The 20,573-nt window shown below is 57.6% G+C and carries 17 protein-coding genes; all 17 read right to left on the bottom strand.

The window, feature by feature from the left end; all coding sequences use genetic code 11:
• Positions 1 to 53: 53 nt before the first annotated feature.
• Positions 54 to 602, bottom strand: coding sequence for a DUF1003 domain-containing protein (locus BLS30_RS03570; RefSeq protein WP_244512351.1), 549 nt, complete (start codon positions 600 to 602; stop codon positions 54 to 56).
• 131 nt (positions 603 to 733) lie between these two features.
• Positions 734 to 1,561, bottom strand: coding sequence for an SDH family Clp fold serine proteinase (locus tag BLS30_RS03565; protein WP_046477532.1), 828 nt, complete (start codon positions 1,559 to 1,561; stop codon positions 734 to 736).
• Positions 1,562 to 1,846: 285 nt separating this feature from the next.
• Positions 1,847 to 2,032 carry an RSP_7527 family protein gene (locus tag BLS30_RS03560; RefSeq protein WP_046477534.1) on the bottom strand — a complete coding sequence of 62 codons (186 nt, stop codon included), beginning with the start codon at positions 2,030 to 2,032 and terminating at the stop codon, positions 1,847 to 1,849.
• Positions 2,033 to 2,375: 343 nt separating this feature from the next.
• Positions 2,376 to 2,501: a hypothetical protein gene (locus tag BLS30_RS18390; protein ID WP_280140608.1), complete on the bottom strand. Its 126-nt coding sequence runs from the start codon at positions 2,499 to 2,501 to the stop codon at positions 2,376 to 2,378.
• A gap of 85 nt (positions 2,502 to 2,586) precedes the next feature.
• Entirely contained in the window at positions 2,587 to 4,038 is a 1,452-nt protein-coding gene (gene cysG, locus BLS30_RS03555; protein WP_090226639.1) for a siroheme synthase CysG, read from the bottom strand.
• Between the two features lie 4 nt (positions 4,039 to 4,042).
• Complete coding sequence (locus BLS30_RS03550) at positions 4,043 to 6,718, bottom strand: nitrate reductase (RefSeq protein ID WP_090226636.1); 2,676 nt, start codon at positions 6,716 to 6,718, stop codon at positions 4,043 to 4,045.
• The gene (locus BLS30_RS03545; protein WP_090226633.1) at positions 6,718 to 8,346 is read right to left on the bottom strand and encodes a sulfite reductase subunit alpha; all 1,629 of its coding nucleotides are present in this window, start codon (positions 8,344 to 8,346) and stop codon (positions 6,718 to 6,720) included. Before BLS30_RS03545 ends, BLS30_RS03550 begins: the two co-directional genes overlap by 1 nt.
• A complete protein-coding gene (locus BLS30_RS03540; RefSeq protein WP_090226631.1) occupies positions 8,343 to 10,121 on the bottom strand; it encodes a NirA family protein in 1,779 nt (592 codons plus the stop codon). Before BLS30_RS03540 ends, BLS30_RS03545 begins: the two co-directional genes overlap by 4 nt.
• Entirely contained in the window at positions 10,121 to 11,335 is a 1,215-nt protein-coding gene (locus BLS30_RS03535; protein WP_090226627.1) for an NAD(P)/FAD-dependent oxidoreductase, read from the bottom strand. Before BLS30_RS03535 ends, BLS30_RS03540 begins: the two co-directional genes overlap by 1 nt.
• The gene (locus BLS30_RS03530; RefSeq protein ID WP_090226624.1) at positions 11,332 to 13,059 is read right to left on the bottom strand and encodes an ABC transporter ATP-binding protein; all 1,728 of its coding nucleotides are present in this window, start codon (positions 13,057 to 13,059) and stop codon (positions 11,332 to 11,334) included. The genes BLS30_RS03535 and BLS30_RS03530 overlap by 4 nt, the downstream gene beginning before the upstream one ends.
• Positions 13,060 to 13,078: 19 nt before the next feature.
• A complete protein-coding gene (locus tag BLS30_RS03525) occupies positions 13,079 to 14,170 on the bottom strand; it encodes an ABC transporter permease (RefSeq protein ID WP_090226621.1) in 1,092 nt (363 codons plus the stop codon).
• A 51-nt stretch (positions 14,171 to 14,221) separates the two neighbouring features.
• On the bottom strand, positions 14,222 to 15,574 hold the full coding sequence (locus BLS30_RS03520; RefSeq protein ID WP_090227372.1) for a CmpA/NrtA family ABC transporter substrate-binding protein: 1,353 nt from the start codon (positions 15,572 to 15,574) through the stop codon (positions 14,222 to 14,224).
• Positions 15,575 to 16,010: 436 nt separating this feature from the next.
• Positions 16,011 to 17,285 carry a CmpA/NrtA family ABC transporter substrate-binding protein gene (locus tag BLS30_RS03515; RefSeq protein WP_090226619.1) on the bottom strand — a complete coding sequence of 425 codons (1,275 nt, stop codon included), beginning with the start codon at positions 17,283 to 17,285 and terminating at the stop codon, positions 16,011 to 16,013.
• Positions 17,286 to 17,293: 8 nt separating this feature from the next.
• The gene (locus BLS30_RS03510) at positions 17,294 to 17,899 is read right to left on the bottom strand and encodes an ANTAR domain-containing response regulator (protein ID WP_090226617.1); all 606 of its coding nucleotides are present in this window, start codon (positions 17,897 to 17,899) and stop codon (positions 17,294 to 17,296) included.
• A 203-nt stretch (positions 17,900 to 18,102) separates the two neighbouring features.
• Positions 18,103 to 18,312, bottom strand: coding sequence for a cold-shock protein (locus BLS30_RS03505; RefSeq protein ID WP_046480084.1), 210 nt, complete (start codon positions 18,310 to 18,312; stop codon positions 18,103 to 18,105).
• Between the two features lie 193 nt (positions 18,313 to 18,505).
• The gene (locus BLS30_RS03500) at positions 18,506 to 18,766 is read right to left on the bottom strand and encodes a hypothetical protein (RefSeq protein WP_046477556.1); all 261 of its coding nucleotides are present in this window, start codon (positions 18,764 to 18,766) and stop codon (positions 18,506 to 18,508) included.
• Positions 18,767 to 19,687: 921 nt separating this feature from the next.
• Positions 19,688 to 20,323, bottom strand: a complete 636-nt coding sequence (trhA, locus tag BLS30_RS03490; protein WP_046477564.1) for a PAQR family membrane homeostasis protein TrhA — start codon at positions 20,321 to 20,323, stop codon at positions 19,688 to 19,690.
• Positions 20,324 to 20,573 lie beyond the last annotated feature (250 nt).

The following is a 20,573-nucleotide window of genomic DNA, read 5'->3' as shown; positions in this document are numbered from 1 at the left end:
GTGGACAAACCTCCGGCCTCCCACCGCCGGCGGCAGGCAACCCGACCAAAACGTCATGCGTCAAGCTTCGCAACCATGCGCGCCAGGATGGCGATCTGCTCCTCTTGCGTTTTCAGGAGCTCTTTGAGCTGAGCCGTCCGGATATCATCGAGTTTCTCGTGTAGCCCCGTGATTTCAAGTTCGGCTTTGAGGTTGACCTCGTAGTCGTTGGCTGCGGCCAGCCGATCTTTCGCCGCTTGCCTGTTCTGAGACATCATGATGATCGGCGCCTGCAAAGCTGCGAGCATCGAAAGAAGCAGATTCAGAAAAATGTAGGGGTAAGGATCGAAGGCGTGTGACCCGAGGGCCAGCGTGTTTCCAAACGTCCAGAACGCTAAGAAGACTAGGCTGATAATGATAAAAAGCCACGAGCCCCCGAATTCCGCTACTTGATCCGCGAGACGCTGTCCAAATGTGCGCGTATCGCCGAACTCCCTGTTGATGTTCTTGGTGATGTGGACGCGCTCGGCAATTCTGCGAATGACGCGGCGATCGCGTTCATCAAGGTCATCAAACCCAGTCTTCATGAGCCTCTGGGCTAACTCTCGTACATGAGCGTCCACGCCACATCCTCCAGTCTTCTGAACTTATAAGCTCAGCAAGAATTGCGATGGTCCATGGAAGCAGATCCCTTGGCATCAGGTAAGATCCCCCGACGCAAACCTTGGGACTCACGTTCCAAGGAACAGCACCCCTAGCTGCGCCGCGGTCGCGGGATGTCGACGGGAAGAAACTCCACGCCTGATTGCTGAACCGGCTGCGGGTAGTATTTCATCAGCTCCATGATCTCGATCGGCATGCCGACTTTCACAGGCAAACCAAGGGCGCTGGCTTCGCGCGCCGTCAGCGCGTAGTCGTGCGTCCAATGACCGCCAGCCAGCTTGTCGGCGAGCGCTTCCGCTGACGCGTGATCAAGACGTGGCGTAAGCAATTCGACAGCACCCTGTTTGACCTGGGCGATCGCCTTCTCACTGACCTCGGCAAGGACCAGCGTGAGGTCCATGACACGCGCGACGGGCTTCATATCGCGCGCCTTCACGATACCTGCAGCCGGCAATCCGAAGATTTGCGGATCGATCGGGCCGAGCATCGAGAACTCGCCCATCACGATTTCATCGGCGGCCAACGCGATCAGCGTTCCGCCGGACATAGCGTAAACAGGGACATAGACGGTAACCTTTGCCGGGTGCGCTTCAACAGCTCGCGCAATTTGCATGGCCGCGAGGACAAGACCACCGGGGGTATGCAGCACCAGATCAATCGGAACGTCATCGGGCGTTTCCATGATGGCGGCGATGATGGTCTGCGCGTCTTCCAAATCGATGTGTCGGGAAACGGAAACGCCGAAGAAGCTTCGCTTCTCTTGGCGGTGGATCATCGTGATGACCCGCGTGCCGCGCTCTTTCTCGATAGCACGTATGGCCTGCGCTCGCTTCTGGGTCAGCCATGCTGCCATGAGCAGAGGCTGCAGAACCATGACTGCTAGAAAGACCCAGAACAGAGAGGACAGGTCAAAGTTCATGGTAGACCTCGGAAGATGCGGAAGCGTACCCGCGCGTAGCAATGAGAGCGAAGTATATTCTACCAGATCAGAGCGTCAGCGCCTCGGCAACGTAGAGATGTCGGATATCGGCATTTCTCAGCGACATAGTAAAATTCCCGTTGAGTGGAGGAGCGGCCTGCAATCCTGCGATCGTTTGAAGGTCCTAAAACGACAAAGAGGAGGCTGGGCGCTCGACGGACATCCCTAAGGATCTGAGGTCGATGGCCCAGCCTCCTCCAAGAAGAGAAAGGCTAAGAGATGCCTTTAGTGAACCTGGCGAGGTGTGCCGTGAGACGCCAAGCCAGAGAACCGTGAGGCGAGCCACTTACCTGACTGTTTGAAGAGCCGGCGTACCTCGACGGAACGCTCCCGGCGAGCCCAACGAACGAGTGCGTCGATCTGCTGAGCGGTGGGAGGATCATCCAATTTGATTTCAGAATATTTGCTCATGGTTTTCACCCCTTAGTTCGTGTTGGCCGTAACATAGGGAGTGTCCTTCGCAAGCGCGAACAAAAAGATCGCCTATGCGAACGCGGTGAAACACGGCTATTCCGATATTCTATTTGATTTCAAAGCATTGGGAATGCTGCGATGCAAAATCACCCGGGGTGCTATGCGGTCATCGCATAACCGAAGGACGTTTAATGACAATCACAGTTCCCCAAAAAGAAAACGGCCGGCGAAATCACCGGCCGCAAACATGGGAATGTCGTCTGAGTAACCTCGCTCGCCCACTCCTCAATACTGGCGTGGAACGGTGGGAATGATAAGTCCTACCCAGACAGGAGCTATTTTAGAAGCGTTCCCGTCGCGCAGTTTCTTTGCGCGATGGACGAAGATCGATAAGGGTGAGGCAGACCGCAGCAAACGCGCCGGTCAGCAACGCGCCGATGATGGCGATAAATGTGCTCGTGATCATTTCCTAAAGTCCCTGCGTAACCTGAGACTTTAAATGTGTGAGCAACCAGAAAGTTCCACCCCGTATAACGGATCTGTGAAACGAGCTAACGGCCGCACGCCAAATGATCGAGGTCGCTAAGCCTGCTTGAAACGGCCTCTGCACTCCGCGCCATACTCCCACCGACGAGAATAAGGCATGGTTGCGAAGTGTCGAACTCAGCAAGACGTTCCGGAAGTTCGTGGATCGCGCAGTGCACGGAGCGTTGCCGTGGCGTCGTTGCCGCCGTGATTGCAACCGCGGTGGTTTGCGGGCTGAGGCCTGCGCCAATCAAGTGCGGTAGAATTTCACCGAACTTGCGAGCTCCCATGTAGAAGACGTTTGTGACGGATGGATCCGCAAACGTTGCCCAATCATGATCGGGAACTGAGCCCGCCTGAGAATGTCCGGTGGCGAATTGCACGCGTCCCGTGTGGGCGCGATCGGTGAGAGGCATCTGAAGTGCCGCGGCGGCACCGAGCGCAGCGGTGATACCCGGCACCACCTCGACCGAAACACCAGCCCTGCGGCACGCGTCGAGTTCTTCCGCAGCCCGCCCGAAGACCATCGGATCTCCGCCCTTGAGGCGCACGACCTGCTTGCCGCTCTGGGCCAGACGAACCATCAGCGCATTGATATCCTGCTGGCTGCAATGATCTCCACCGCCAGCTTTGCCGACCAGCATGCGCCGTGCTTCACGACGAGCGAGTTCCAGAATTTCTGGGCTGACGAGCCGGTCGTAAAGGATGATGTCCGCCGACTGAAGGGCTCGCATGCCCTTAAGGGTCAGAAGCTCCGGATCTCCCGGGCCCGCACCAACAAGAGTAACGAGTCCGCGGCGAGTCGGCGGGCTCTTTGCCAGGAGTTCTTCAACCTCGCCAGTGCCCGGCGCGGCGCGCGCTGTTAAGGCAGTGACTGCGAAACGCTGCCACAACGCGCGCCGTGCCGCCCCCATCGGCAAGCGCGACTTTATGTGCTCGCGCAAGCCGCGGCCTGCTTCGGCCCACGCCCCGAGACAAGGATGAAGCAATGCCTCGATCTTAGTCCGGATAGCCTGAGCTAGAACTGGCGCTGTGCCGTCCGTGCCGATGGCAATCGTCACGGGGGCACGATTGACGATGGTCCCGAAGCTGAAATCGGAAAGGTGCGGGGCGTCGATGATGTTGACTGGGACACCCTGTGCGCGGGCAGCTGCCACGAAGGCCTTCGCCTCTGCGCCTTCCAGGCTGCCGATAGCGATCTTTGATCGCACAAGGTCGGCCGGACACCATTCGCGGCGAACGACGACGACGCTTCCCGCAGGGGGCTTTGCAGCCATTGCATTGAGTTCCTCGCACGGCGCAGGGGCATACACCTCTACATCAGCACCGGCAGCCGCCAACATTTCCGCCTTCCATACTGCGGCCTCACCCTCACCGGCGACGATGGCGCGCGCGCCGCTTAAAGACATGAAAACAGGCAGGGCAGCCAGTGGCGTCAGCCGCGAGGGGCGAGTCGATTTCGGAGGGACGTGGGACATCGGTTTACTCCGCAGCGTCTAAAGACACGGAGGTCGCGTCGGAGAGAAGGCGGCGCAGCTCGGGGACGCAGGAGCCACAGTTGGTACCCGCACGCAAAGCGCATCCAATATCTTCGACCGAATTGCAGCCCGAGCGAATTGCTTCGCGGATACGGTGCGCGCCAACTTGGAAGCAGACACAAATGATATCTCCCTCGTCAGCCAAACCCTCGATGGGACGGCCCGCGAGTACGGAGCGTCGGTCGTTAGCCGTCAAGTCTGTACGTTCGAAGATGGACGCCAACCAGGCCAGCGACGGCAATTCCGGCTTGGAGGCAAAGTAGGCGACGGCTTCGAGGCGGCCGCTGTTCAAGGTGGCAACACGGAAAAGATTCGAGGAAGGATCTTCGAAGCTGACCTGCTCGCCGTCTGGCATAAATGTCTTCGACCAGGCGCCCCAATCTGTTGGACCTTCGCGAAGAGCGATATGGGTGGTCCAGCCAAAAGATGTCGCGCTGCGAGCCCAGTAAGCCAAATCATCAATTTGCGGAACGACACGCGACAGGACGACGCCGTAGTACGCCACCCCGAGTGGTGAAATCCGAGCCGGCGTTGCCTTGGCTTCCGGTTGCCCTGAGACGGGGTCAGTAAATGGATGCACCAAGGCTCCGATCCGTCCGGCCGAACTGTTCTGCCCGGACCAGTGAATGGGTGCGAAGATCGACCCAGGCGCTTGCCCCTCGTTGATAAGGGTGCGTAACACAGCCTTGCCCGAAGCAGTTTCGACTTCGGCAAGCTGACCTTGGACGAGCCCCATGGTTTCCGCGTCGCTCGGATGAACTTCTACGAACGGTTCGCTGATATGGCTCCAGAGACGCGGTGATAGCCCGGTCCGTGTCATCGTATGCCACTGATCGCGGACACGACCCGTGTTGAGTACGAAGGGCCACGCTTCGTTCACCTCTGCGGCAAGCTTGGGCATGCGGACTGTAACGAACCGCGCACGGCCGTTGGGGGTTGCAAACCCACCTTCGCCGAACAGCCGCTCCGTTCCCGATGCTCCCGGTTGAGAAATGGGCCATTGGACGGGCGCAAGCTGGTCGTAAGAGGCTGGAGAAAGGTCGGTCAGGACACCGAGGTCAAACGGGCGCGTGCCACCGTTTTCAAAATGCGATAGCGAGGCGTGCTCGCGGAAGATGTCGGAGACGGACTCGAACGCGAAGTAGCGTTCGTAGCCTAATCTTTTCGCGACTTCGGAAAGTATCCACCAATCCGGTCGGGCCTCTCCAGCCAAAGGAAGAAATTTGCGCTGCCGCGAAATGCGCCGTTCAGAGTTGGTAACGGTGCCATCTTTTTCACCCCAGGCGGCGGCGGGGAGCCGCACACCCGCTTCAGCAGCGGTGTCATTGCTGACAACATTTTCGGACACGACAAAGAGCTCGAGCTTGCACAAAGCCGCGCGGACGTAATCGGCTTGCGGAAGGCTGACCGCAGGGTTTGTCCCCATCACCCACAGTGCCTTGATGCGCCCGTCCGCGATCGCATCAAACATCTGCACGGCCTTGAGGCCTTCGTCGGTGATCAGATTTGGCGCCTGCCAAAAGCGTGAGACGCGTGAGCGATCAGCGGGGCTGAACCCCATGTGAGCAGCAAGCATGTTCGCAAGGCCGCCGACCTCGCGTCCGCCCATCGCATTAGGCTGCCCCGTTAATGACAACGGCCCGGAACCGATCTTACCAATACGACCTGTCGCGAGATGGCAATTGATGATCGCGTTGACCTTGTCGGTGCCCTGCGCAGATTGGTTGACGCCTTGGCTGTAGCAGCTCACGACCTTCGGGGCTTCGCTCCACCACGAGAAAAACGTCTCGATATCGATACCGTTGAGCCCCGTTTCGATCGCGATGGAGGCGATGCTGCCGGCCTGCCCTCGCGCTTCTGCGAGCGCTTCTGGAAATCCATCAGTGTGGTCGCCGATGAATCGCCAGTCGACGAGACCTTTATCAGCCAAGTGCACGAGCAGACCATTCCACAGAACAGAGTCTTTGCCGGGCTCGATGGGAAGATGCAGGTCTGCGCCTTCGCAAGTCGCCGTACGTCGTGGATCTATGACGACGACACGGACACCACGCTCGGCACGCGCCACCTGAATGCGTTGATAGAGAATTGGGTGGCACCAAGCCGCGTTTGAGCCCACGAGGACAATGAGGTCGGCAAGTTCCAGGTCGTCGTAGCACTGCGGAACGATGTCGGCGCCAAAAGCACGTTTGTGCCCGGCCACGGATGATGACATGCACAAGCGGGAATTCGTGTCGACGTGCGGCGTGCCGATAAAACCCTTCGCCAGCTTGTTGGCGACGTAATAGTCCTCTGTCAGCAATTGACCGGATAGATAGAATGCGATCGAGCCCGGCCCATGTTCTTCCTTGATGTCAGAAATCCTGGACGAGACATGGTCGAGCGCTGCATCCCATGTAACCCTTTGCCCGTCGATCTCGGGATGAAGCAGACGGGTCTCCAGCGCCAGCGTCTCACCCAACGCAGAGCCTTTGGAGCACAATCGGCCGAAGTTTGCCGGATGCTCGGTGTCTCCCGCGATGGTCGCCCCGCCATTGCCGTCCGGTGTCGCAATAACCCCACATCCAACCCCGCAGTAGGGACAGGTCGTGCGCACCGCTTTGCCAGTCTCGGTGTTCTCCATCAGTAGACATCCGCCTGATAGCGGCCAGTGGCCTTCAGATTGACGACGAATTCCTTGGCTTCTTCTGCTGACTTTCCGCCCTGGCTGCCAGCGATGTCGATGAGGGCGGTCTCGACGTCTTTAGCCATGCGCTTAGCGTCGCCGCACACATAGAAGTGGGCGCCCTCTCCCAGCCACGCCCACACCTCCGCCGCGTTCTCCCGCATGCGGTCTTGAACGTAGACCTTCTCGGTCCCGTCGCGAGACCAAGCCGTTGACAGTTTTGAGAGGACTCTGGTCGCGAGGAATGCATCGAGTTCATCACGATAGAAAAACTCGGAAGCTTCGTGCTGATGTCCGAAAAAGAGCCAGGAACGGCCGGGTGCTTTACTCGCGTGGCGATGCCAGAGAAACGAACGGAACGGCGCAATGCCCGTGCCGGGACCGACCATGATAACGGGAACGTTCGGATCCTCTGGAAGCCCGAAGCCATGCGTCTTCTGCACATAGACTTTGAGCGGTGTACCGGGTGCGATCCGGTCGGCCAGAAAAGTTGAAGCAACGCCGACGCGCTGTCGTCCGTCGATCTCATAACGAACCGTATCGACTGTCAGGTGAAGTTCGCCGGGCGTAGCCAGTGGAGAAGACGAGATGGAATAAAGGCGCGGATGTAATGGCTCCAAGCATTCCAGAAACGCTTCCGGATCTGGATGCATAGGGCCTAGGGATTCAACGGCTTTGAGGACGTCAAACGTGGCGGCATCGCCGTCAGGATCATCCCCTTTCGCGAGCGCTTTCGCCTTGCGGCGCCGGTCGCCTCCGACCATGTAGCTCGCCAACTCAAAGAGCATGTCTGGCGCGGTGCCGAGATCATAGTCTTCAATGAGGCTCTGCCGCAGTGTCTTATCGCCGATGGGAAAATCAGCGGGGGCATTCATTGCCGCTAGAACCGCATCGGCAAGCGCCGGATCATTCGTCGCGTAGACGCCAAAGCTGTCACCCGGCTCGTACGCGATGCCAGAATCCGTAAGATCGAAGACAACGTGGCGGGTATCTTTCGTCGAGGTCGCGCCCGTAATGCAACGAGTGCCCCTGAAGATTGCGGTGACGGGAGCTTCGCGGGAATATCCGGGCACGAGATCGACAGCCGGTGCCGTGGTCACCGCAACATCGAATTTAGGTTCCGAAATTGGGGCTGCTGGCGCCTCTTCCATGAGACGCTTCAACATGCGGCTGGTTTCTTTGCCGCCGGGTACACAGAGATTGAGACGCGCTTCTTCGCCGACCGCAACCTTTTCAGCGTAGCTCTCGCAAAGATAGCCGCACTGGCCACAGTCCTGCTGTGCCATTGCTGCGTAAAGTTTACGTCGTAGCGGCCGTCCATCGGCAAGTGTCATCCGCTCGTCGATCGCCATGGAAGGGTCGTGCCACGGATCGGCGCCATCATCGCCGTCGCCAGCAGCCGGCGTCGGGCCTCCAGGTAGTCCGCCCTCGAATTGAACGGCCGCAGCCCCCGCTGCATCAAGTGAAAGCAGGCCGGCAAAGAAGCCATTGAGCCACGCGCGCTGATCTGGATTGAATGGAGCCGTTTCCGGTATCACCGGAACTTGGCCGGGCTGGTACGCGTCGGTGCGCTCCTGAATGCTCATGATAGGCCTCCGGCGGCTTCCGCCATCGTCTTCAGGGTGTCGATCTCGTGACGGCGGGAGAACTCAGCGAAGCTTTCTTGCGTGCCCGCGCGGTTGGCCATGTAAGCCGCGAGAATGCGCCCGACGGTCTCTGGACAGTCAGCGATGCGAACCTCATTGAAAAGCTCACGCGCGATGGCCGCGTCGGCACCAAATCCGCCGCCGACCAGTATGTGGAATCCCTCTTCTGTGTCGTCACTATCGGGAATTGGAACGCGGCACGCGATAAGCCCGATGTCGCCGATGTAATGCTGGGCGCAGGAGTGGTGGCAGCCCGTCAAATGAATGTTGATGGGTTGATCGAGAGAGAGCCTCGGCTCCACCCAATCGGCAATCGCTAACGCAGTGTCCTTGGTATTGGACGCGGCGAACTTGCAACCTGTGTTCCCCGTGCAGGCGACCAAGCCCGCGCGGATGCTCGACGCCTTTGATGTCAGCCCGATAGACTGCAGCTGAGCTTCGACCTCCTCTGCCCGATCTGCCGAAACACCAGAGATCAGGAGGTTCTGCCAAACGGTGAGACGAATATCGCCATCCCCGAACTCGCGGGAAATATCAGCCAGAGTCCGCATTTGATCACAAGAGAGACGGCCGACCGGCAGCGCCACGCCGATCCACACGAGACCGGGTTGGCTTTGCGGGTGAACACCAATGTGTGCCTGCCGATCCTGGCCGTTGGGCTGGCTGACTTCATCGTCCGTAAAGCGTTGCAAAGGGCTGCCAAGCTGTTCTTCGACAGCGGTGAGGAATTTGTCGAACCCCCATTCGTCGAGCACGTATTTCATTCGCGCTTTTTGCCGGTTGGTACGATCGCCATTGGCGATGAAGACACGTACGATGGCATCGGCAACTGCGACCGCATCAGACGGCTTGACGAAGACTCCGGTAGGCCGGGCGAAATCACGATGCCCGGTTATGCCGCCAAGCCCCAGGCGAAACCACACGCCGCCTTCCGTCTCGGTGTTACCTTTGACCCTAATAGCGGTGAACGAAATGTCGTTTGTATCTTCAAGCACCGGAACGGCGCCACCACCGTCAAACGCAACGTTGAACTTTCTCGGCAACCCGTAGAGCGAGCGATCGTTGAGGATGTGGTGGTGCCACGCTTTCGCGTAAGGCCGTGAATCGATCAGTTCCTGCGGATCGATTCCGGCGGTCGGTGAGCCAGTCACGTTACGAATGTTATCGGCACCGGAGCCCTTCGGCGTCAGCCCGATTTCGGCCAGTCCCTCGATGAGCGGCGGGCCGTTCTCCGCGGCGATCTCCCTAATCTGCAAATTGGCGCGTGTCGTAACGTGCGTATAGCCGCCGCCGAAACGCTCAGCGAGATCGGCCACCGCAGAGAATTGCCAGTGGTTGAGAATGCCATTGGGAATGCGCATCCGGCACATGAACGAGTCCTGTGCAGGCGCCACATAGTAGAGGCCGTGAAAGCGCCAACGGAAATTGTCGACACCCTTTGGAAATGCGCCGCCAAGGGCCTCCCGCTTCAAGCGTTTGTAGGCATCGAAGGGATGCTCGTCGCGCTTCGCCTTCTCTTCATTGACGAGCTTTTTGCCATCGCGTTCGAAGCGCGCCATGGCTTCGAGGTGCTCGGCGTCCGGCCCACTCGCAGCGCCTCCCCCGCCAACTCCTGCCAGGGGCTTCAAGCCCGCTGCGGCACGCGAGGTTTGAATCCCTGAGACAAAGCCTTCCAGATACCGTTTCTGTTCGTCGCTGAAATCTTGAGCGCTCATCACGCAGCCTCCGCATAGGCACGGCCAAACGCGAGCGAATCCCGGAACGCCGTTATGTCCGCGCCGGATCGAATGAGGTCGAGATACCAAAGTGCATCCGTCGTATCGCCGACGAGCACGGCACCAACTAACTGGCCTTCGCGAACGCAAAGCTTGCGATACGTCTCAAGCCCTGCATCGCGCGTGACCAAAACCTCGGCGTCATCGCTAGAGAAATTGCCGACGGAAAAAACGGGAACACCGGAAACCTTCAGGTTCGCTGCCGGAACGGAGCCGCCATAGGCAGAGGTGCGCCCCGCGAAACAATCGGCAAGAACCTTTGCCTGTTCGTAGGCCGGTTCGACCAACCCGTGACAGATGCCGCGATACTCAGCGCATTCGCCGATCGCAAAGATGTTCGGTGCGGTTGTCTGAAGGCCCTCATCGACGATGATGCCACGGCCAATGACAAGTCCAGCGCTCACAGCCAATTTCGTATTGGCCTGAACGCCCACTGCCATGACCACGAGACCGCAGTCGATCTTCTGCCCGTCGCTCAGGATGACGCTTTCGACGCGTGTCTCGCCGAGTATTTCTTTTGTCTGAGCACCGAGAATGACGCGAATGCCCTTCGCTTCCAGCGCACCTTTCAAATAGAGAGCACCTTCCGGATCAAGCTGACGTTCCATCAACCGGTCCATGATGTGGACCAGGGTCACTGGAATACCTGCGCGCGCCAGACCATAGGCGGCTTCGATGCCGAGTAACCCGCCTCCGATGACAACCGCAGGCTGACCGATTTGGGCAAACTGGCTCATCGCGTCGACATCAGCCGTCGTGCGGAACGTGAGCACGCCGTCGAGCGTGTCCCCCGGCAGTGTCAGTCGGATTGGGTTGGATCCCGTCGCAAGTACGCAGGCATCGAAATAAATCTCCATGCCGCCATCGGCATTCTCGACGATGATTGACCGATTATACGTATCAAGCACCGTGACTGGCGCGCCGGTGAGCAGCGTCACGCCATGGGCCGCGTACCAATCGGCAGGCTTCAGCGATACGTCCTCTAAGCCGATCTCGCCCGCGAGCAGCGGAGAAAGTAAGACCCGATTGTAGGCAGGCTGAGGTTCTGCGCCAATCACTGTGATATCGAACTGGCCTGGTGCAGCTGCGACCAGCTCTTCGACAAACCTCAAGCCGGCCATTCCGTTTCCGACGACAGCAATTCGCTTTCTCACGCGGCATCCTCCAAAGACTTGTCGGGTTTGGATTTGCCCTGAGCGTCGGGTGCCGGTGTCGCACCGTGTTCGAATTCTTCAAGAAAGTTGAGGATGGATTCGCGGTACTCGTAGTAGCGCGGATGCCGGAGCAACTCCTGGCGCGTGCGCGGGCGTGGGATATCGATCTCGACCATCCGGCCGATGGTGGCGTGCGGCCCATTCGTCATCATGATGACGCGGTCGGCCAGCAAAATGGCCTCATCGACATCATGCGTCACGCAGATTGCCGTCACTTGCGTGCGCTTCCACACGTCCATCAGGACTTCCTGAAGCTCCCAGCGAGTCAGGCTGTCCAGCATGCCGAAGGGCTCATCAAGCAACAGGAGCTTGGGCGACAGAGAAAAGGCCCGCGCAATACCGACGCGTTGCCGCATACCGTTCGACATGTCCGCGGCACGCTTGTCCATGGCATCGCCGAGGCCGACACGGGTCAGGTAGTAGTCGACGATATCGGCGCGTTCGTTCTTTCTGGCATGCGGATAAACACGATCGACGCCGAGAGCGACATTCTCGCGTGCCGTTAGCCAGGGCATCAGTGAGGGCGCCTGAAACACAACGGCACGGTCCGGCCCGGCTCCCGTCACCTCCTGGCCATCGAGAACAATGCCGCCCGACGTTATGCTGTTGAGCCCCGCAGTCATCGACAGAACAGTTGATTTCCCGCAACCCGAGTGGCCGATGAGCGAAATGAATTCGCCCTTGCGCATAATCAGGTTGAAATCTTCAACCACGGTCAGAGGCCCCTTGAGCGTGGGATAAACTTTGCGCAGTTCGAAGAATTCGAGGTAGCGGTCGGGCGCCCGCGGCTTGGCGGCGTCGCGATAAGCTTTTGGCAGCGTCTTCATCCAGGAGATGGGCGCAATAGCCGGCAACTTGTCCTGCCCGACGCCGCGACCTTGAGAACCGCGATTGATCCCGGACGCAATCAGCGTCTTGGTGATATCGGCACGCAATTTTTTGTAGGTCGTGTCATGGTTGAGCGCGGTCCGGTTGCGCGGTCTTTCGAGATCGACCTCCAACGATGGCCCGAGCGTAGCGCCCGGACCAGGCGTGAGCGGAATAACTCGATCGGCGAGAAGCAGCGCTTCATCGACGTCATTTGTAATCAGCACGACGGTTTTCTTCTCGTGCCGCCAGATCTGCTCAATCTCATTCTGAAGCTTGGCGCGGGTGAGCGCATCAAGGGCAGAAAGCGGCTCGTCGAGAAGCAGGATTTCCGGGCTCATGGCGAGAGCCCGCGCGACCGAAACACGCTGACGCATGCCGCCTGAAAGCTCTTCCGGACGCCGGTCGCGGGCATGCGATAGACCAACCATCGCGATCGCTTTCGTGACGCGTTCCGCGCGCTCTTCCTTGCCTTCGCTGGAGAACACAGCGTTGACAGCGAGTTCGATGTTTCCTTCGACCGTTAGCCACGGCATCAACGAGTAGCTTTGGAACACGACCCCGCGTTCGGGACCGGGACCCGTGATCGCTTTGCCCTTCAGGGTGACCGTTCCTGTGTCAGGCGTGACCAACCCAGCAATAGCTGAAAGCAGCGTGGTTTTACCCGAGCCTGAGAACCCCAGGATCGCAATAAACTCGCCTTCTTCCACCTCGAGATTGATGTCGGTTAGGACGTTGCTTCGTGCCGCGCCCGTACCGTAGCTCTTCGATACGCCCTTGAGTTCGAGAAATGCCATGTTCAAAGTCTCCGGCGGATCAGCGCGTTGCCTGATAGGTGGTGAGCGACTGCAGCGCCAGCATGATGCGGTCGAGCAGGAAGCCGATGAGCCCGATCGTGAATACGGCCACCATGATCTTCGCCAGCGACGAGGAAGACCCGTTCTGGAATTCGTCCCAGACGAACTTCCCAAGCCCCGGGTTTTGCGCCAGCATTTCAGCTGCGATCAGCACCATCCAGCCCACGCCAAGCGACAGCCGGAGGCCCGTGAAGATAAGCGGCAGAGCTGACGGAAGGACGAGCTTGCGCACGGTCGTGAACCAGCTGAGGTTCAAGACGCGCCCTACGTTCATGAGGTCCTTGTCGATGGACGCGACGCCGACAGCCGTATTGATCAGCGTCGGCCACAGCGAACACAGCGTCACCGTAATCGCAGAGATCAAGAAGGATTTTGCAAACCAGGGGTCGTCGCTGACGTAGACGGCGGACACGATCATGGTGACGATAGGCAGCCAAGCCAGCGGAGAGACGGGCTTGAAGATCTGAATGAGCGGATTGAAAGCCGCATTCATCGTCGGCGAAAGGCCGCAGACAATGCCGAGGGGAACTGCAACGACCGTCGCGATCAGAAATCCAAGGAACACGGTCTGCAGTGACGTCGAGATCTGGTCAACGTAGGTCGGCGCGCCGGTATAGGTGCGGTACTTCACGCTGTCCGGCTGGCCCTGTGCGATCCACTTGGCGTTCCGCTCATCCTGTCGTTGATAGAACGCAGCTTCTTTCTCTCGTGCACGATAGTGATCGGCAAGAAGGTTGCCGGCTTGCTCCCAGACCTGCGCCGGGCCGGGAACGGCACCAAGGGACGTTTTGACCTGTGGTGCTAGGTAAGCCCATGCGGAGAGGAATATGATGATCGCCGTTAAAGGAACGCCTAGCATTCGCCACAGCGCTGCGAGTTCCGTTTTCGGATTTTCACCAGCCATCATCTTCAGGATGGGAGTGATCCACCCAAGAGCGAGAAGGTTTAGGATTCTATCGGTACGGGCGATACGCTGAGCGATCCGTGCTTTGCGCTCAGCCCTGGCGGCGTCGGTTTGTTCAGAACCGGAAAAATCGGCCGCAATGCTCATAATGATACCTCTCTGTGTCAGCCCTCATCGCGGCCGTTCCCGGCCGTGGCGTCACTGGGTTGCGACCTTGTTGCCGGTTACGGTTTCCTTGCTTTTCAAACCGATCGGCAGGCTGTCGATGTATGCGTTGGGTTTCTTGCCATCGAAGGGGATGCCGTCGATGAACTCGGTCTGGGGAGGCCGATAGCCGTCGGTGTCGAAGGGGAAGTCCGCTTTCTTCGCCAATCCGTCAGCAACGAGCATCTCCGCGGCTTTGAGGTAGATATCTGGCCGGTAGACGCTCTTGGCCGTGGTGTCGTACCACTCGTCTGACTTGGCATCGGCGATCTGGCCCCATCGCCGCATCTGCGTGAGATACCAAACGGCGTCCGAGTAGTAGGGATAGGTCGCGAAATAACGGAAGAAGACGTTGAAGTCGGGGACATCGCGCTTGTCACCCTTCTCGTACTCAAAGGTGCCGGTCATGGAGTTGGCGATGACTTCGGCGTCCGCTCCGACGTATTCGGAACGTGCCAGGATTTCGACGGCCTCCTGTCGGTTGGCGTTGTTGTTCTCATCGAGCCACTGTCCGGCGCGGATCAGCGCTTTGGTGATGGCCAGCGTCGTATTGGGGTATTTGTCGGCGAATTCCTTGGTGATGCCGAACACCTTTTCGGGATTATCTTTCCAGATCTCGTAGTCCGTGATCACGGGGACGCCGATACCCTTGAACACGGCTTGCTGGTTCCAGGGCTCACCCACGCAGTAACCGTTGATCGTTCCAGCTTCGAGCGTGGCTGGCATCTGCGGCGGAGGTGTCACCGACAGCAGAACATCAGCCATGATCTGACCGGAAACGTTGTCCTTCGAGTAGTAGCCGGGATTCAGTCCGCCCGAGGCGAGCCAATAGCGAAGCTCGTAGTTATGCGTCGAGACGGGAAACACCATGCCCATCTTGAAGGGCTTTCCTTCTGCCTTGAATTTGTCGACGACCTTCTTCAGTGCCGAGGCCTGGATTGGGTGCTCAGGTTTGCCGTCGGCGCCTGTCGGAATATGGGGCTTCATCATCTCCCAGACTTCGTTGGAGACGGTGATGCCGTTACCGTTCAGATCCATTGAAAACGGTGTAATGACGTGGGCCTTGGTGCCGAAGCCGATGGTTGCGGCTAGCGGTTGACCGGCAAGCATGTGCGCGCCATCGAGTTCACCCGTGATGACGCGATCGAGCAGAACTTTCCAGTTGGCCTGCGGTTCAAGCGTTACGAACAGACCCTCGTCTTCGAAGAAGCCTTTTTCCTTGGCAATCGCCAGCGGGGCCATGTCTGTGAGCTTGATGAAGCCGAACTTCAGTTCGTCCTTCTCGACATCGAGCATCTCCGCCTTCGAACTCGTCGCGGAAATGATGCTCCAGGTCAGCGCGGCCATAAGCAGTAAGCCCGACCCGATAAGCAACAGGGGAAAGTGAGAGACACGTGTCGCTCTGGCGCAGCCCGCGATTTTGGTCATTCCATCGTCCCTTCAGTTCCTGCGGATCAGCGAGCCGTTGAAGACATTCGGCCGACGACCGCAGACAAAAAAAGCGCCGCATCAAAGTGGGGATCCGGATGATCCGGAACCTTCCTCTGGTGGCGGCGCTGCCTCCTGCGAACCTTCATTGGACCGCAATGTCTACGTGAGGAGACGCTCCTTCACGCTTTCGCGAAAGGACATTACAAAAGTTGTGCCAATGAGAGGTGTTGAAGGAATTTAAATAAAAACAATGTGTTGAGTGAAAGTGGCTGACCGGCAAAAGCGGTATCGATGCTGCCTTTTTGTGCATTGCAATGAGCGAATGACAAAATGATCGGCAACGGGTCGATGATCAGTGTGAAGCGTTGAGACCCTTGAAGCGGGTCAGGTCGATCGACGGCGATCGTATCTTTTGCTGCTCGAGATAGTTCAGCACATGAAGCGGATCGAAGTGGTCAGACCCGAAAAAGCTTTGACCGCGTTTGGCAGCTGAAGATGCTGTTTCGGTGACGGCGTAATCACCTTCACGCTTCATATTCTCATGAGGTACTGAGATGCCGAGGGCTGCTGCGGCTTTGCGATAATATTCGGGGCGATAGACTTCTTCGACCACGGCGTTGAGATCGAACGGTTCACGCACCTGCCCCCAGCGGATCATCTGCGACAGGATCCAAAGAGCGTGCGAGCGCCATGGGAAATTTGCGGCATGGCTGTGAAACAGAACAAGTTCCGGGTCTTTATTCACGGCCAGGCGTCCGCCGCGTTCGAGAGTTCCAGACAAGACGTTTCGAATAATGTCGCGCGTTGTTCCGACCCATTGCGGCTTTGACAAAATGTCCGCAGCTTGGTCACAGTTGCGGGGATCTTCCAGCCATTGACCGGCTTTGATTATGGCCTTGATGAGGGCGTCCAGGAGCTGCGGATTCTGCTCGGCCCATGCGGCGCGAACGCCGAGCACCTTTTCCGGACTGCGAGACCAGAGTTGGCTCTTCGTCGCGACAATGCGCCCGGCACCTTGCGAGACCGCGACACTGTTCCAAGGCTCGCCCGCGCAGAAACCATCGATACGGCCGCTGCGGAGGTTCTCAGCCGTCAGAGGCGGCGGGATGACAATCAGATTGACATCGTTATCGGGATCTATGCCGCCGGCGGCCAACCAGTATCGCATGTCGTAATTATGCGATGAAAACGGAAACACCATTCCAAGTGTCAAAGGAGCCATTCCGGACTTGGCGTGTGCGTCGACAACGCGCTTCAAGGCTTTAACGGCGTTCATCCCGCCGGCACGGGTCGCCTCTGGATCGGCGGCCAGCATTTCCTCGAATATTGCTGCTGAAACCGTAATGGCGTTGCCATTCAGATTGAGAGCCATCGGAACGATGATTGGCGCGGTGGTTCGTCCAAGCCCGAGAGCGGTAGCGATTGGCATCGGAGCCAGCATGTGTGCGCAGTCGTAGGCGCCGACGTCGATTTTGTCGCGGATGTTGGCCCAGGAAACCTCGCGATAAAGGCGTAGCTGAAATCCAAATTGCGCGTCGAACCCTTGTTCGGCAGCGATGACCAACGGTGCGCAATCGATCAGCGGAATAAAGCCTGCATGGATTTCGTTGCGTACGTGTTCGGGCATCGGCGCCTCTATTTGTCGTTCAGGAGGTTATAGGTGCTAATCAGGGCGGCCGCGACGTCGGCAATCCGGTTGCCTGTCGACATGGCTTGCCTCCGCAAAGCTGCGTAGGCGGCCTCTTCTTCGAGACCTCGCGTCTTCATCAAGATGCCTTTCGCTTTCTCGATGATCTTACGCTCCTTCAATGCGCTCCTCGTCTCCTCCAGCTCGGAGCGCAACCTGTCAAATGCGCGAAAGCGAGAAATTGTCGTCTCGAGAATTGGCCGGACGCGTTCTTTGCGTAAACCATCGACGATATAAGCGGACACGCCGGCATCGATCGCAGCGTCAATGGTTGGTCCATCGCTTTGGTCGACGAACATCGCTATTGGTCGCCGGACTAGCCGAGAGACCTGGAACATTTGCTCGAGAACGTCCCGGCTCGGATTTTCGAGGTCGATCAGCAGCACATCAGGGTCGAAAGAGTAGATCTTCTCCACGAGCCCATTCATGTCGGAGACGAGTTTGATCTCGTGCAGGCCTGCCTCACGCAGGCCTTCCTCGATGATTGCTCTGCGCAAAGGGTTCTCGTCGATGACGAGAATTTTCAGCTCGGTATCGTCACGAGATTGAGGCAAGTTGAATGCTCAAAGCGGTTCTGCTGCACGCGCGCGGCAATGTCGCTCGTGAAGCGCCGTGGCGCAAGACACTCGATGACAGATTTCGAGCGTTTGATAGGGCACTTCGAGAGCTGCCGTGTGCGTGAGGCCTCACAAAATAAAAGAACCGCCCGGACGACCAGGCGGTTCTCATCAAGATTCTGGTTTTTCAACCAGTGATCTCAAAACGCTTCGATATTGCTGACTGCAATTTTGCCAGTGCGGCTGTCAGGCTGGGTATCAAAGGCGACCTTCTGGCCTTCAACGAGAATACGGATGCCAGCGCGCTCCAAAGCTGTTGCATGGACGAATACGTCCTTGCTGCCATCATCGGGCTGAATGAATCCATAGCCCTTTTGATCATTATAAAATTTAACAGTACCGTTAGTCATGGTAGTTCCTTTGAAAGGCAAGTAAGAGAGCTGCTGCCACATGACTGCAAGCTCATTGCGTCGATTTTTTGGAAGGAGTTCGATCGCGCGCCGGGCTTCGCCACAGCGGAACGGCCCAATGGTCCGGCCAAAGTCTCGATATATACAGATAGACCGGATCGATTGAGAGCACAAGAGGGCCCATCGATAATAGTCACGGCCCTGCCACGGGACCGTCGCGGGGCAGCGGGAAAGCCGCATCCTCGTAGAGTGATTTGATCTCAGCGTAGCAGAGGCGAAGATCGCCAGCCTCCAGAAATGTACCGGTCGCAAAATCCGGCGACAGTTCTTCTACAGCATACTGGATGGCGGCCGCGGCCGAATCGAAGCGCCGGTAGATGACAGATGCATGCCGTGCGGCACCAATCCGGCTGGCGAATACTTCCGCAGGCTCTGTGTAATCAAAGGGGGTCATTGAAGATATATGGATATTCGAGGATGGAATTTCACCCCCATCTACCCGAATATCTTGTTTCAAAAGCTCGATAACTTGATCTACTTAGCTTCCTTACAGAAGCGCAAATTGACGCCGAACGAAATGATAAGGACAAGATGTTTGCGCTTAGGAAAGGTTATTTTCCTGTGCGACCCGCTCGAAGGGTTCCCCCGTACTTTTTATGCGGTACTGGGGCTGACCACCTACAGCGGGCAGCAACCTAATGATTTTATATTCTCGCGACGTGATCGCCATATTTGATCGTCCAGGTCTGAAGTTTACTGTCTGGCCGACCTTAAATTTGTGTTGTTGTCTCATTTTCGCGCTCCCAGTTCCTAGGAACATTCGCGCGAAAAAAACGCACAAACGTTCTTCTGATGTCCTGGTGATCACGGAGAAGGATCAGTCGTACGGATTTTCAACTTTTGTGAAAAACTGACCAATCTGGCGAGTAGCGAGGCGGCAATAGCGGAGCACCACGATATTGACTACGCAACTAGTACGCTCTTCGGCTCTATAGGTCCACACAATTAAATCTAACGTTGCGATGTCATAGGCGATTACGCGTATTCGACATCACTGCGAATTGCATAGACTCAGTGTCGGCGGCAGATCATGGTCAGGCCATCGCCGGTCAGTTGCAGTGCAGGCTCCGAGCGACTGAGAGTGGCTGAGTGCTCCCGCCTGTTATCCAAGGACGAGAGCAATGTGCCCATTTATCGAACGGCCCCCCGGATTTAGTTCTGAAACACTGGAAATGTTGGATCGCACGCTGAGTGCTATCTGGCACGAAAAGAAACAGCCTGACAAAAACACCAAATATCGCGTTGAACCTGGAATACTGACAGTTATGGACGAAATAAAAGTGATAAAACGTTGAATAGTAACACTTTAAAGCGGTTATTCGAAAACCGCTGTAGTGACGGCTGCAAAATGACAAGCAGTTCCAGCGAGGACAAATAAGTGCCAGATCGCGTTCTGGTAGGGTAGGCTATCCCAAAGATGAAAGACGACGCCGGCGGTATAAAGGATGCCACCGGCTCCCAGTAATATAAGCGTGGTTAGCGAAACGGAGTTAATCAACGGGTGTAAGATAAAGATGCCCGCCCATCCGAGAGCGACATACAAAACAACCGAGACGTTGTCCCAGTTAGATGTCATCACCAACTTCGCCGTCGCACCCGCAAGAGCCGCAATCCAGACGACCCCAAAAACACTGTAACCCCAGGCGCCCCCGATTTTGATAAGCGCGAAGGGCGTGTACGTCCCAGCAATCTTTACGAAAATTGCCGCCTGATCCAGACGCCTTAAGATCGACTTCCAACTCGGAATAGGGATCATGTGATAGGCGGCTGAGCATCCGAACATGCCCATCATCGCGAGGCCGTAAACGGCGACCGACACGGTGGTCGACGTATCCAGTGTCGGAATGGCGATGACCAGCATTACCGTGACCGCGATAAGTCCGGCTAGTACACCAACGACGTGGATGCAAGCATCGGCGAAGCGCTCGCCGGGTGTGTAATTCGGATACATAGCGCAAATATATACATGGCACGCGGCGATCTCCCAAGCGGTGTCGCACGCAATGGTTTCTTATCCGCCGCGGCATAAACCAAAGTGGCACCGCTTCGGTTTATGACTATACGCAGAGGCTTAGTAGGGTCACTTTCCCCTAGTTATATCTCTAGATCCGACCTACTGACGGGCAACTCGGAGAGGCCCCAAAACGTCTCCACCGGCTGTTAACCGCGATTGATGCTTGTCTCGCTGAAGTGCCACGACA

It is taken from the genome of Filomicrobium insigne (assembly GCF_900104305.1).
GTDB classification, from domain to species: domain Bacteria; phylum Pseudomonadota; class Alphaproteobacteria; order Rhizobiales; family Hyphomicrobiaceae; genus Filomicrobium; species Filomicrobium insigne.
The sequence above is the reverse complement of the archived record's forward strand: the minus strand, read 5'-3'. Positions and strand labels throughout refer to the sequence as shown.

What these genes read in the sequence shown, in the direction of transcription:
- BLS30_RS03560 (WP_046477534.1), bottom strand. Translation starts at nt 2,032, where the DNA reads ATGAGCAAATATTCTGAAATCAAATTGGATGATCCTCCCACCGCTCAG.
- trhA (WP_046477564.1), bottom strand. Translation starts at nt 20,323, where the DNA reads ATGTATCCGAATTACACACCCGGCGAGCGCTTCGCCGATGCTTGCATC.
- BLS30_RS03540 (WP_090226631.1), bottom strand. Translation starts at nt 10,121, where the DNA reads ATGAGCGCTCAAGATTTCAGCGACGAACAGAAACGGTATCTGGAAGGC.
- BLS30_RS03515 (WP_090226619.1), bottom strand. Translation starts at nt 17,285, where the DNA reads ATGCCCGAACACGTACGCAACGAAATCCATGCAGGCTTTATTCCGCTG.
- BLS30_RS03565 (WP_046477532.1), bottom strand. Translation starts at nt 1,561, where the DNA reads ATGAACTTTGACCTGTCCTCTCTGTTCTGGGTCTTTCTAGCAGTCATG.
- BLS30_RS03525 (WP_090226621.1), bottom strand. Translation starts at nt 14,170, where the DNA reads ATGAGCATTGCGGCCGATTTTTCCGGTTCTGAACAAACCGACGCCGCC.
- BLS30_RS03550 (WP_090226636.1), bottom strand. Translation starts at nt 6,718, where the DNA reads ATGGAGAACACCGAGACTGGCAAAGCGGTGCGCACGACCTGTCCCTAC.
- BLS30_RS18390 (WP_280140608.1), bottom strand. Translation starts at nt 2,501, where the DNA reads ATGATCACGAGCACATTTATCGCCATCATCGGCGCGTTGCTGACCGGC.
- BLS30_RS03505 (WP_046480084.1), bottom strand. Translation starts at nt 18,312, where the DNA reads ATGACTAACGGTACTGTTAAATTTTATAATGATCAAAAGGGCTATGGA.
- BLS30_RS03530 (WP_090226624.1), bottom strand. Translation starts at nt 13,059, where the DNA reads ATGGCATTTCTCGAACTCAAGGGCGTATCGAAGAGCTACGGTACGGGC.
- cysG (WP_090226639.1), bottom strand. Translation starts at nt 4,038, where the DNA reads ATGTCCCACGTCCCTCCGAAATCGACTCGCCCCTCGCGGCTGACGCCA.
- BLS30_RS03500 (WP_046477556.1), bottom strand. Translation starts at nt 18,766, where the DNA reads ATGACCCCCTTTGATTACACAGAGCCTGCGGAAGTATTCGCCAGCCGG.
- BLS30_RS03520 (WP_090227372.1), bottom strand. Translation starts at nt 15,574, where the DNA reads ATGGCCGCGCTGACCTGGAGCATCATTTCCGCGACGAGTTCGAAGGCG.
- BLS30_RS03545 (WP_090226633.1), bottom strand. Translation starts at nt 8,346, where the DNA reads ATGAGCATTCAGGAGCGCACCGACGCGTACCAGCCCGGCCAAGTTCCG.